The organism is Corallococcus sp. CA053C (genome assembly GCF_003611675.1).
In the GTDB taxonomy this organism is placed as follows: domain Bacteria; phylum Myxococcota; class Myxococcia; order Myxococcales; family Myxococcaceae; genus Corallococcus.
In genome coordinates this window covers 1-11,384 of the sequence record NZ_RAWA01000326.1, presented here as the reverse complement: position 1 = coordinate 11,384, position 11,384 = coordinate 1, and the positions used below count along the sequence as shown (strand labels likewise).

Sequence of the window (11,384 nt, the reverse complement as noted above, 5' to 3'; positions counted from 1 at the left end):
CCCCATGCCTGACCCCACCGCTCCCCGCGCCGCCGCTGCCGCCTCCCCGGTGGAGGAGGCCGCACCGCGCGTCTGGGTGGTGGACGACAGCGCCAGCGAGGCCCGCTTCATCACGACGGCGCTGGGAACGGGGTTCCAGGTGGAAACGTTCCCGGACGGCGCCGCGATGCTCGAACGCCTGGACTCCGGGCGGGCGCCGGACGTGGTGGTGCTGGACTGGGAGATGCCAGGGATGTCCGGCCCGGAGGTCTGCCAGTTCCTGCGCAGCCAGCCGGGCATGGAGGTGCTGCCGGTGCTGATGCTCACCGCGCACGGCCGGCCGGAGGACCTGGTGCAGGGGCTGCGCGCGGGCGCCAACGACTACGTGGCCAAGCCCTTCCGCACGGAGGAGGTCCGCGCGCGGGTGAACGCGCTGGTGCGCACCAAGCGGCTGGTGGACGAGGTGCGGCGCGCGGACCGGGAGAAGGCGGAGGTGCTCGCGCAACTGGACGCGCTGCTCATCTCCTCGCCGGTGGGCCTGTCGCTGCTGGACCGGGACCTGCGCTTCGTGCGCGTCAACGCGCGGATGGCGAAGCTGGACGGGCTGCCCCCGGAGGCCTACGTGGGCAGGACGCTGGGGGAGATGATGCCCGGGATGGCCCCCCGCCTGGAGCCCGCCCTGCGCCGCGTGCTGGAGACGGGCGAGCCCGAGGAGGAGCTGGCCTTCACCCTGAAGCGGCCGGGCGCCTCCGCCGACGCGGCCGCGTCCGAGATGCACCTGATGGTGGGCTTCCACCCGGTGCGCACCCCCCGGGGCGAGGTGCTGGGCGTGGGGACGATGGTGGTGGACGTCACCCGGCACAAGCAGGCGGAGGCGGAGCTGCACGCGGCCGCGGAGTTCCGCGAGCGCTTCCTGGGCATCGTCGGGCACGACCTGCGCAACCCCCTCAACGCCATCCGCATGGCGGCCAGCTTCCTCATCGCCAGCGAGCAGATGCCGGCGCCGCTGATGCGCACCGCGGGGCGCATCGTCAGCAGCGCGGACCGGATGACGCGGATGATCACCGAGCTGCTGGACTTCACCCGCAGCCGGCTGGGCGGCGGCATCCCCCTCACGCCGGGCGCGATGGACCTGGGCGGGGTGACACGCCAGGTGGTGGAGGAGCTGGAGCTGGTCCACCCGACCCGCGTCGTGAAGGTCACGTCCACCGGGCCGTTGACGGGCGCCTGGGACGCGGACCGGCTCACCCAGGTCCTGAGCAACCTGCTGGGCAACGCGCTCCAATACAGCCCCGCGGACAGCGTGGTGGAGGTGTCGCTCCAGGGCGGGCCGGAGCAGGTCGTCGCGCGGGTGGCCAACCCGGGGGAGCCCATTGACCCGCGGGAGCTGGCCCTGCTCTTCCACCCCTTCCAGCGCGCGCACTCCGGCGCGCACGCGCCATCCGGGCTGGGCTTGGGGCTCTTCATCTCCGAGCAGATCGTCCGCAGCCACCGGGGCACGCTCACCGTGGCGTCGGACGCGCAGGGCACCGTCTTCACCCTGACGCTGCCGCGGAGGACGTGAAGGACCCGGGCGCCCGGCCGCTCCCCGCCCCTCCGGGCATCCGGTACCCGCGACGTCTGGAAATCCCCCGGTCGCTGCCCTACCGTGGCCGCGTGTCCACCACGCAACACTCCATCACCCTGCTGCTGGTCGAGAACAACCGCGACGTCCGCGAGGCGCTGAAGGAGATCCTCGAGTCGGAGGACTACCGGGTGTTCACGGCGGTGAACGGGCAGGACGCGCTGAACGTGCTGTCGCGGCTGGAGCGGGTCCCGGAGCTCATCCTGCTGGACCTGGTGATGCCGGTGATGGACGGCCACGCCTTCATCGACCACCTGCGCCGGCTGGGCGTGCTGCCCCTGACGCGAGTGCTGGTGCTGACGGCGCACCCCACGCTGCCGCTGCCCCAGGGCGTCTCCGGACGGCTGGGCAAGCCGGTGCGGCTGGAGGAGCTGCTGGACGCCATCGCCGTGCACGCGATGCCGGCGGCCTGAGCCCGAAGGCCACGCGACGTCAGGTGACGGGAGGGCAGTGCCGGGCCACCAGCTTGAGCAGCTCCGAGATGTCCACGGGCTTGCGCAACAGGCCCACCGTGCCCGGGGGCGCCGTGGCGGAGAAGTGGGCGGTGAGCATCAGCACCGGCAGCTCGCGGTAGCGGTCATCCGCGCGCAGGCGGTTCAGGAACTCGTAGCCGTCCATCACCGGCATCATCAGGTCCAGGAGCACCATGCACGGCCGGTTCGCGGAGGCGAGGACGTCCAGGGCCAGCTGCCCGTTGGCGGCCTGCAACACCGCGTAGTCCTCCATCTCCAGCAGCTCCGCCACCACCTCGCGCAGGTCCGGCTCGTCGTCGACGATCAGGATGGTGGGCTGGGGCGTGGTTCTCAACACGGAGGACAGCCTACGCAGGTCGTCCGGACACCGCCAGCAATGACACCGCCCTGCTCATCCGCTCGCCCTCGCGCAACCGCCCCCCACGGAAAATGCCCCAGCCCGGGTGCCCGCCGACATCCACCAGGAGGAGCGGCCCCGGACGTTGCACCCCGGTACGGCAGCCCCAACCGTCTCATGACACGCCCATGAAACACCTGGCCGACCTCATCGAAGCGAACACGGAAGCCGTGGTGCGCCGCTTCATGGAGGAGCTGCGCGGCCCGGAGACCAGCCAGGGCCTGAAGCCCTCGGAGATCATCACCACGCTGCCGGAGTACCTGCGCGCCGTGGCGGGCATCTGCCGTCACGGCCCCACACCGGAGCGGCTGGAGACGCGCAGGCGCCTGGAGGAGGCCCACCTCAACCTGCGCCTGCGGGTGGGCGCCACGCAGGAGGACGCGACGGGGGAGTACACGATCCTGGGCCGGCTCATCTCCCGGCTCTGGGAGGACGCGCGACCCGAACAGCAGCCCTCCGCCCCGGAGCTCCAGTGCCTCTTCGAGCAGCTGGAGCAGGCAATGGACCACGGGGTGGTCCTCTTCTCCGGCGACACGCTGGAGGACCGTCAGCGGGAGAAGCGCTTCCTGCGCCAGCTGGACGCGCTGGCGCCCCGGGCGCTGGCGGCGCGCGAGGATTTGCACCCGCCGCTCAAGCCCCTGGTGGAGACCGTCCGCCGCGCGCTGGAGGCCTCCGGCGCGGAGCTGTTCCTGGTGGAGCCGGACGGCCGCACGATGGTCGCCGTCACCCACACCGGGCACGAGTTCCCGAGCCCCGGCCGGCGGGTGGACTCGCGGGGGCCGTCCTTCCTGGGGCGCGTGGCCCGCTCGGAGGAGCCGCGGGTGCTGGCGCAGGCGCACGGGCTGGCCGCGTCCGAGCGCGAGGGCCTGGACGCGCAGGGCTGGAGCACGCTGCTGGGCTTGCGCCTGTGGCCCCACGGCGAGCTGCTGGGCGTGCTGTGCGTGGGCTTCACGGAGGGACGCCCCATCGCGCCGCGGACCAAGCGCTTCCTGGAGACGCTGGTGGAGTACCTCTCCGGCCTCCTCGACCGCGCGTTGCTGAGGGGGAAGCTCCGCGAAGCGCACGAACAGCTGGCGGCGTCGGAGACGCGCTACCGGCTGGCGACGAAGGCGGCCGCCGACGCTGTCTGGGATTGGGACCTCGTCGCGGATCACCGGGTCTGGAGCGGCGGGGTGCGGGACCTGACCGGCTTCGCGCCAGAGGAGGCGGGGCCCACCGGGGACTGGCAGGTCCGGTGGAAGACGGAGACCGGGCGCGAGCGGCTCCTCCAGGAGGCGCGGACGGCGCGCGTCCGGGCGGACCTGGAGCTGGAGCGGCTCAACACGCTCCTGCAACAGGCGCCGGTCGCGCTCGCCATCCTCCAGGGCCCCACGCACGTCGTGGAGCTGGCCAACCCCCGCATCCTCCAGCTCTGGGGACGCACGCGCGCCCACGTGCTGCACCGCCCGCTGCTGGAGGCGCTGCCGGAGGTGAAGGGCCAGGGCATCCAGGAGCTGCTGGACGGGGTGTTCACCACGGGCGTGCCCTACGTGGGCCAGGAGCTGCACGTGCGGCTGGCGCGGTCCCCGGGCGGAGCGCTGGAGGACGTGTACTTCAACTTCGTCTACCAGCCGCTGCTGCGCGCGGAGGGTGACGTGGAGGGCATCCTCATCGTCGCCACCGAGGTCACCGAGAGCGTGCGGGCCCGGCAGCGCACGGAGGCGCTGGCCAGCACGCTGCGCGCCAGCGAGGAGCGGCTGCGGCTGGCGCAGGACGCGGCGGACATGGGCAGCTGGGACATCAACCCGCTCACGGGCGAGGCCTCCTGGAACCCCCGCTTCCGCGCCCTGCTGGGGCTGCCCCCGGACAGCGAGGTGTCGCTGTCGGAGGCCATGCAGTTCGTCCTCGAGGAGGACCGGGCGAGGGTGGAGCAGGCGATGGAGGAGGCCGCCGCGCCGGGGGGCTCCGGGGAGTACGCGTGCGAGTTCCGCGTGAAGCCGCCGGGCAGGGGCGGCCAGCAGGTGCGGTGGCTGTCCGGACGGGGGCTGATCCACTTCGGGCCGGACGGCCAGCCCGTGCGCTTCGTGGGCACGGCGCTGGACGTGACGGAGCGCAAGCGCGCGGAGGCCGAGGCCCGGCAGCGCGCGGAGTTCGAGCAGTACCTGGTGGGCATCGTCTCCCACGACCTGCGCAACCCCCTGAGCGCCATCCTGCTGGGCACGTCGTCGCTCTTGCGGCGCGATGAGCTGGACGAGCGCTCCACCAAGGCCGTCCTGCGCATCCAGGCCTCCGCCGAACGGGCGGTGCGGATGATCCGCGACCTGCTGGACTTCACCCAGGCGCGCGTGGGCGGTGGCATCCCGGTGCACTGCCAGGACCTGGACCTGGCCACGGTGGTGCAGCAGGTGGCGGAGGAGGTGCAGGTGAACTTCCCGGAGCGCGTGCTGAAGACGGTCACGACGGGCTCCGACACGCGGGGCTGCTGGGATCCGGACCGCATCGCGCAGGTGATCACGAACCTGGTGAGCAACGCGCTGAAGTATTCGCCGGAGGGCACGCCGGTGACGGTGCGCGTGGGGGGCACGGCCCGGGGCGCCCTCCTGGAGGTGCACAACGCGGGCGCCCCCATCCCGGAGAACCTGCTGCCCCGCCTCTTCCAGCCCATGCAACGCGGGGTGCCGGGCATGGACCGCACGACGCGCAGCGTGGGGCTGGGGCTCTACATCGTGTGGCACATCGTGGACGCGCACGGAGGCACCATCGACGTGACGTCCACCGTGGAAGGGGGCACGACCTTCACGGTGCGGCTGCCCCGCGCGGGCGCCAGGCCTCCGGCCAGGGGCTAGCAGCGCGAGGCCGGGCAGCCCCGCGGTCCGAAGCGACCGCTGGAGCAGGCCGCCTCCCGCCGCGTCCTTCGCGGACGTCGCGTGCCTACGGTTGAGGCATGTCCCCGCATTCGACACTCGAGGTCCCCAGGGGCGGCGCGCCCTGGGTGGACGTGACGGTGCCGGTCCGCGACGGGATGGTGCATTGGCCGGACAACCCGCCCATCCAGGTGCGCTCCCACCGCTCCCTGGCGAAGGGGGACGCGGCCAACGTGTCTCACCTGTCGTTGGGCGTCCACTCTGGCACCCACGTGGACGCGCCGGTGCACTTCCTTCCGGGAGGCATGGGCGTGGACGCGCTGCCGCTCGACCGGTTGATGGGGAACGTGCGGGTGCTGTTCCTGCCGCGCGGCCCGGCCATCACCGCGGACGCCCTGCGCGAACACCTGCCGGCGCGGGGCGAGCGCCTGCTCTTCAAGACGGCCAACTCCTCCCGCCCCTGGGACACGTCCGACTTCCGGCCGGACTTCACCTACCTGTCCACGGAAGGGGCGCGCTTCCTGGTGGAGACGAGGGTGCGCACGGTGGGCATCGACTACCTGTCCATCGCGGGCATGGACGAGGGCGAGGCCACGCACCGGCTCCTGCTGGAGGCGGGCGTGTGCATCATCGAAGGGTTGCACCTGGGCCCGGTGGGGCCCGGCGCCTACGAGATGGTGTGTCTGCCCCTGCGGCTCGCGAACGGGGACGGGGCTCCGGCGCGGGTGCTCTTGCGCTCACGGATGCCCCCGAAGGGTTGAGTTACGTGGGAGCCGCTCCGGTTTCGAAGAGGGGGTAGAGAGCCCGGACCCGCACCTGAGGGTGGTACGCCGCCAGATAGGGCCGGTCTCCAATCTGGATGACGACCTGCCGGGGGGGCTCCCCCTGGCTCTTGAGCCAGGTCTCCGCCTCCGCGTGCGAGGTGAACCGGAACACGGGAGCGCCTGCCTGTTCGCGCATCGCCTCCAGGTAGAACTGGAGCACCGGACTGGGGACCAGCCTGCGCTGTCGCAGCTCCGGCAGGTCCATCACGGTGAAGTACGCGCCCGCGATCAACACGGAGGCCCGGTCAGGAACCGGGGACCGGGTCATCAGCCACGCGTCCGCCTCCGCGCGGGTATCGAAGGCAGCGACCACGAGCGGAGGCGCTCTGTCAGCGAGGCTCTGGCGATACTCCAGGAAGGACTGGGATTGCCCCATGGCATAGATGAACTGGAGCGCGTCGATCGCCGCCGTCAATCGCTCCTTGTCCGCCTGGGAGGGAGATTCCTTCTCCAGCCGCGCCAGCAACTCCTGCGTCTCCAGGGACAGCTTCTCGTGCTTCATGGCGCGGCTCCCATCACGACCGGCGCCGCCTCACCCGCTCCGCTCGCCAGGAGCGCGGCGGGCGCGAGGATGACCAGCCCGGTTCCCGCGGAGACCACGACGAACGCAACCCCCGCGATGACAAACACACTGCCCACCAGGATGGACCTCCGATGGCGCTCCAGCCAGTCCACCGCCGCATCGACCGTGGAGAACTCCCTGGGCTTGCGCTCCTGGAGTTCCGCGCAGTCCAGATAGGGCTGGCGGCACAATCCCTCACAATACGCCTTCTTGCCACCCAACCCGCGATTCCCAGAAGTGATGTGCCCGAAGCCTTGAGCCAACGGCCGCTGCATGCACGACCGGACGCACTCCAGGTTCTCCGCATCGCAGTCCCGGCTCCCTGCCCCCGTGAGCACGACGCGTCGGCCGTCTCCTCCAGCTCCGGGTTTCAACCGATACAACGACGGCTCCACCTCCTCCGCGGACCGCCAGGAATGGGCCATCGTCCCATCTGACTGCTCCTGGATGAACAGCACGAAGGAGCGGAGCTCTTCAGCTCCGGGGGCCACCTTCTGTCGCCCTGCGCCACACGAGGACAGGAGTACGCCCAGCAGGGCGAGGCCGAGCGTCTTCATGGCGCGGACCCTAACACGCGCCCTCTTCAGCGAGCCGCTGGGTGCGGCTCGCGTGGAACTGACGAAAAATGCCCCGCAACCATTCCGGCGCCCCCGGGTTCATCACGGAAACACGGGCGGAGTTTCTTCCGCCGTTCCTTCCGGGAGTCCCCATGCGCCGCTCCATCGTCGCCGCCACCGCCACCGTCGCCTTCTTCCTGGGCTGTGCCACCAACCACGCCTACGCCGAACGTCAGCCGCGCATGCGCGACGCGCTGGTGCACCTGGAGTCCGCGCTCGCGGATCTGCGCGCCGCCAGCAGCGACAAGGGCGGCCACCGCGCGAAGGCCATCAGCCTCACGGAGCAGGCCATCGCCTCCGTGAGGGAGGGCATCCAGTTCGACAACCGCCACTGACGCGCCCTTCTGTCAGCGTCCCGACGCTGACGGCCCGCGCCTCCTGGCGGAGCGGACTTTCACCGGGGGGCCCCACAGTGGTGGAGTCCCTCTCCGGCATCCTCGACCGGGCGCTCCTCTTCGGACAGCTCCAGGAAGGACACGCCCGCCTGAGCGCCTCCGAGGCGCGCTACCGGCTGGCGAGCCAGACGGCCACCGACGCCATCGCCATCCTGCGGGGCCCCACGCACGTCGTGGAGCTGGCCAACCCCCGCGTGTGTCAGCTCTGGCGTCGCACGGCGCCCCAGGTCCTGGGACGGCCCATCCTGGAGGCCCTGCCGGAGGTCTGGGGCCAGGGCATCCAGGAGCTGCTGGACGGGGTCTTCCTCGAACTTCCGGGACGCGCTCGAGCACATCCACCCGGAGGACCGGGAACGGATGCGTCTGGCCGCGAGGGAAGCGCTGACGCCCGGCGGCAGCGGCCTCTACACCCACGAGTACCGCGTCGTCACCGGGGACGCGCGGGAGCGGTGGGTGTCCGCCCAGGGCCAGGTGCACTTCGGCCCGGACGGCGCCCCGGTGCGGTTCCTGGGCACGGTGCTGGACGTGACGGGGCGCAAGCGCGCCAAGGCCGTGGCGCACCAGCGCGCCGAGTTCGAGAAGCACCTGGTGGGCATCGTCTCCCACGACCTGCGAAACCCGCTGAGCGCCATCCTGCTGGGCACCTCCACGCTCCTGCACCGCGAGCCCCTGGACGAGCGCGCCACGCGCGCGGCGCTGCGCATCCAGTCCTCGGCGGAGCGCGCGCTGCGGATGATCCGCGACCTGCTGGACTTCACCCAGGCGCGCGCAGCGTGGGGCTGGGGCTCTACATCGTGCGGCACATCGTGGATGCGCACGGGGGCACCATCGACGTGCACTCCACGCAGGAGCACGGCACCACCTTCACGGTGCGGCTGCCGCGCTGACGCTGTTCGAACCAGCGCCTCCACCTGCGTGAAGGGAATCGTCACTCGAGCGTTTCAAGACCCGCCCATTCCCCCTCTGCGTCCGCCTCCCATCCACGTCGAGCCCATTGTCCTTCACGCCATTCGACTGTCAGGTAGCACTTGTCTCGTTCGGCGACACGTCGTTTGTCGACAAAGAAAAACACGAGAGCCCAAACATCAAGGCCACCGTCATCTCTTCGGGTGACCAGCAGCTTCACAAGAAGCTCCGTTGTGATTCCTGAATGCGGTGGCCCCATCACGCCCTCAAGCGTCGAGGATGCAGCGTCGGCCTCAAGGGTTTCGCTCCCTTCAACAAGCCCCAGTGGGCAACCCAGGAACCCTGACAGCGTTTGAATCCACGCTGCATGCTCCGACCCGATTCCCATGCGCTTCGTCATTCAAACTCTTTCTCAATCAACCAGGGCTCAACAACCACCTTGACCTCGGCGGTCCGATGCCGAAGCAGGAACGCGGCAGCAGTGACCCTGACGTCCATTCGAGCGTGAGCGAAGAGTAACGCTAAAGCACCGCGGCCCGCATCACGCAGCTGCATGAGCGCAGCAAGCGCCTTGTCAGCACTCTTGACTCCTGCCTCATCAAGGAGCTTCCGCATTGCATCGGCAGCGCGCTTCTCCGCGACGTGCCACCGGCATGGACGACGGTAGGAATCAGCGCTTCAGACTGTCGGCTGCCGTCTTCCGGCGAGATGCGTTCCAGCTCCCGGCGCGGTCGTCACTTCGTCCGGTTGGCGCTTCGTCGTGGCACGTCTCCAGGACTTCGAATGGGATGCGGGCTCGGTGGGAACCTCGTCTGGGCTGGGAATGTCGGGGATGGGCACGGCAATCCCTCCCTCGTCCTCCGGCACGTCGATATCCCAGAGCCGCGGGTCCGCCTCCTCAAGGGCTTGTTGAACCTCCTTCAGCGCGTCATCGCCCGTGTACGGAGGCAACTGTGCAAGCCGGGCGCGCAGGACGCGCTCCAGCTCGGCGGCCGTGGCGAAGCGCTCGGTGGGGTCGTGCCGCAGCAGCGTGTGGAGGATGTCGCGAAGCGGCACGGACAGCCCCTCCGCGGCGCGCTCCACGTCCTCGGAACGGAAGGCCATGGCGCACCGGATGCTGTCCTCCGCGAACGGCGGCAGGTCCATCCCAAGGGAGGCCACCCAGGCCGCGAACACCTTCTCCCGCTCCGCTTGCGACAGCCGCGCCTCGACCTTCTCCGCGAGCAGGTGGCCCGGGTCGTACAGGTGCCGGCCGGTGGCGAACTCCAGCAGCGTCAGCCCCAGGGAGAAGAGGTCCGTCCGTGCGTCCACCGCTTCGCCCATCAGCGCTTCCGGTGCGGCGTAGAGGACTTCGCCCTGGGCACGCGGGAAGGACGTCGCCACCCGCCCCGTCAACCGCGAGAGGGCCATGCCGAAATCCGTCATGCGCACCTCACCGCGCGGGCCCAGGCGGATGCGGCCCGGATTGACGTCGCGGTCGACGATGCCCAGCGGCACGCCTGCCTCATCCGTGCGCGTATGCGCATGGTCCAAAGCCGCCGCGACCTCCGCGCCCACGTAGAGGATGAAGGACTCGGTGAAATAGCGCCCGCGCGCCTGTGCAATGGAGAGCAACGTGTTGAGCGACAACCCTTCGATGTTCTCCATCACCACGCACAATCCATGCGTCATCTCGACAAGGCCATGGACGCGGGCGATGCGTGGGTGCTGGAGGTACTGCGCCAGTCGCACCTCTTCCTCCAGACGGGCGCGGGTGCGCTGGAAGCCTTCGGTCTGGTCCTCCGCGTGAGGCAGGGGAAGACACTTGAGCAGCACGCAGTCACCCAGCCCCCGTGAGGTGCGGGCGAGGGCGAGCAGGACGCGTTCGCCCAGGCGGCCGGGCCCCAGGTCCCTGAAGAACTCGTAGGAGGTGTCTCCGTGCGTGAAGAGCACGACGCCGCTGGCGAGCGGCAGGTCAGACGGATGGGCCATGGGTGGGCAATTCCTTGCACCTGCACGAGAGGGATTCGCGCGAAGGCAGGTGCAAGGTAGTGCTCGCGCCGTTCTGGAGGAACGACGTGGCAGGTCCAAAAAGCCCGGAATCTCTCTCACCCCGGGTGAGAAGAAAGGGGGCCTGTCTGTAAACAGGCGTTACGTTGGGCGTGGCCGTCAATGCCACCGTTCGACGGGGTATGCCGGGACTGACTGGATGCTCACCGCCGCTCCGGGCGTGGACTCCTCCAGCTTCCGGACGAAACCCTGTTCGCCCGTCTCGATGCAGACGGGCACGGTGCGGCCATCCGGAAGCTGCGCCTGCGTGTAGCGACCCACGATGCCTTCGCCGCCCGTCCACAGGTAGCCAGAGAGCAGCGTGCCGTTGGGAAGGCCGGGATTGTGGGAGTTCCGGACCAGGCCTGTCACGGGGCCATCCCGGTGGACGGTGGTACTGCCCATTCCAGGCTGTCGGTGGTCCAGATTGATCCAAAACCCCATTCCTGTCCTCAGGCCCAGGCCGCCCTCGGCCATGTCGCCGAACATCATCTTCCGCGCCTTGGAGGGACAGTCGGCGGGCTCGGGCCGCACCTGGGCCCCCGGGCAGCCCATCTGGAGGGCGGCCGCCGCGGAGACGCCCGCGCACGTCTTGAGGAAACCCGTCCAGGCCGCTGGGGGCCAACTCGGGGGGGAGGCCAGGGCCTGCGGCTTCCTGGCGGCGGTGTCGGGAGGGGGCGACAGGGGAGCGGGAGCGCGCTTCACGGGAGGACTTTCCTTCTGGACGGGTGCGGAC

Annotated in this window: 12 protein-coding genes and 1 pseudogene; 7 read left to right on the top strand and 6 right to left on the bottom strand. The window is 70.5% G+C overall.

Features of this window, described 5'->3' with window-relative positions:
* On the top strand, positions 1-1,543 hold a 1,543-nt coding region (locus tag D7V97_RS31885; RefSeq protein WP_147445052.1), incomplete at its 5' end, for a response regulator.
* Entirely contained in the window at positions 1,540-2,016 is a 477-nt protein-coding gene (locus D7V97_RS31880) for a response regulator (RefSeq protein WP_233583358.1), read from the top strand. The genes D7V97_RS31885 and D7V97_RS31880, both read left to right, overlap by 4 nt.
* A 19-nt stretch (positions 2,017-2,035) precedes the next feature.
* Here D7V97_RS31880 and D7V97_RS31875 read toward each other — a convergent pair whose 3' ends face one another.
* Positions 2,036-2,413 (bottom strand): two-component system response regulator, encoded by a 378-nt coding sequence (locus tag D7V97_RS31875; protein ID WP_233583357.1) that lies wholly within the window; start codon positions 2,411-2,413, stop codon positions 2,036-2,038.
* 188 nt (positions 2,414-2,601) lie between these two features.
* Here D7V97_RS31875 and D7V97_RS31870 point away from each other — a divergent pair, with 188 nt between their 5' ends.
* Together D7V97_RS31870 and D7V97_RS31865 are read left to right on the top strand one after the other, a co-directional pair.
* On the top strand, positions 2,602-5,298 hold the full coding sequence (locus D7V97_RS31870; protein WP_158623495.1) for an ATP-binding protein: 2,697 nt from the start codon (positions 2,602-2,604) through the stop codon (positions 5,296-5,298).
* A 98-nt stretch (positions 5,299-5,396) separates the two neighbouring features.
* Complete coding sequence (locus D7V97_RS31865) at positions 5,397-6,077, top strand: cyclase family protein (protein WP_120614391.1); 681 nt, start codon at positions 5,397-5,399, stop codon at positions 6,075-6,077.
* Between the two features lies 1 nt (position 6,078).
* Here the strand turns inward: D7V97_RS31865 and D7V97_RS31860 are convergent, their stop codons facing one another.
* Both D7V97_RS31860 and D7V97_RS46155 read right to left on the bottom strand, forming a co-directional pair.
* Positions 6,079-6,642, bottom strand: coding sequence for a head protein (locus D7V97_RS31860; protein ID WP_120614390.1), 564 nt, complete (start codon positions 6,640-6,642; stop codon positions 6,079-6,081).
* On the bottom strand, positions 6,639-7,259 hold the full coding sequence (locus D7V97_RS46155) for a hypothetical protein (protein WP_233583356.1): 621 nt from the start codon (positions 7,257-7,259) through the stop codon (positions 6,639-6,641). Before D7V97_RS46155 ends, D7V97_RS31860 begins: the two co-directional genes overlap by 4 nt.
* Before the next feature lie 152 nt (positions 7,260-7,411).
* Between D7V97_RS46155 and D7V97_RS31850 the strand changes: the two genes are divergently transcribed.
* The 3 genes and pseudogenes from D7V97_RS31850 to D7V97_RS46840 all read left to right on the top strand — a co-directional run bounded on the left by D7V97_RS31850 (position 7,412) and on the right by D7V97_RS46840 (position 8,601).
* Positions 7,412-7,654 (top strand): hypothetical protein, encoded by a 243-nt coding sequence (locus D7V97_RS31850; RefSeq protein ID WP_120614389.1) that lies wholly within the window; start codon positions 7,412-7,414, stop codon positions 7,652-7,654.
* Between the two features lie 417 nt (positions 7,655-8,071).
* Positions 8,072-8,422, top strand: a pseudogene (locus D7V97_RS46680) (PAS domain-containing protein); the annotation flags it as partial.
* A 65-nt stretch (positions 8,423-8,487) separates the two neighbouring features.
* Positions 8,488-8,601, top strand: coding sequence for an ATP-binding protein (locus D7V97_RS46840; RefSeq protein WP_120614387.1), 114 nt, complete (start codon positions 8,488-8,490; stop codon positions 8,599-8,601).
* A gap of 415 nt (positions 8,602-9,016) precedes the next feature.
* Here D7V97_RS46840 and D7V97_RS31825 read toward each other — a convergent pair whose 3' ends face one another.
* From D7V97_RS31825 to D7V97_RS44325, 3 genes are all read right to left on the bottom strand, one after another.
* On the bottom strand, positions 9,017-9,235 hold the full coding sequence (locus D7V97_RS31825; protein WP_120614386.1) for a hypothetical protein: 219 nt from the start codon (positions 9,233-9,235) through the stop codon (positions 9,017-9,019).
* A 63-nt stretch (positions 9,236-9,298) separates the two neighbouring features.
* Positions 9,299-10,591, bottom strand: a complete 1,293-nt coding sequence (locus D7V97_RS31820) for a serine/threonine-protein kinase (RefSeq protein WP_120614385.1) — start codon at positions 10,589-10,591, stop codon at positions 9,299-9,301.
* 177 nt (positions 10,592-10,768) lie between these two features.
* Positions 10,769-11,353: a hypothetical protein gene (locus D7V97_RS44325; protein ID WP_147445051.1), complete on the bottom strand. Its 585-nt coding sequence runs from the start codon at positions 11,351-11,353 to the stop codon at positions 10,769-10,771.
* Positions 11,354-11,384: the final 31 nt, after the last annotated feature.

Bases quoted from the DNA above. Each gene is read 5' to 3' on its own strand.
- D7V97_RS31865 (WP_120614391.1), top strand. From the start codon at position 5,397: ATGTCCCCGCATTCGACACTCGAGGTCCCCAGGGGCGGCGCGCCCTGG.
- D7V97_RS31820 (WP_120614385.1), bottom strand. From the start codon at position 10,591: ATGGCCCATCCGTCTGACCTGCCGCTCGCCAGCGGCGTCGTGCTCTTC.
- D7V97_RS31860 (WP_120614390.1), bottom strand. From the start codon at position 6,642: ATGAAGCACGAGAAGCTGTCCCTGGAGACGCAGGAGTTGCTGGCGCGG.
- D7V97_RS31850 (WP_120614389.1), top strand. From the start codon at position 7,412: ATGCGCCGCTCCATCGTCGCCGCCACCGCCACCGTCGCCTTCTTCCTG.
- D7V97_RS46155 (WP_233583356.1), bottom strand. From the start codon at position 7,259: ATGAAGACGCTCGGCCTCGCCCTGCTGGGCGTACTCCTGTCCTCGTGT.
- D7V97_RS31825 (WP_120614386.1), bottom strand. From the start codon at position 9,235: ATGCGGAAGCTCCTTGATGAGGCAGGAGTCAAGAGTGCTGACAAGGCG.
- D7V97_RS31870 (WP_158623495.1), top strand. From the start codon at position 2,602: ATGAAACACCTGGCCGACCTCATCGAAGCGAACACGGAAGCCGTGGTG.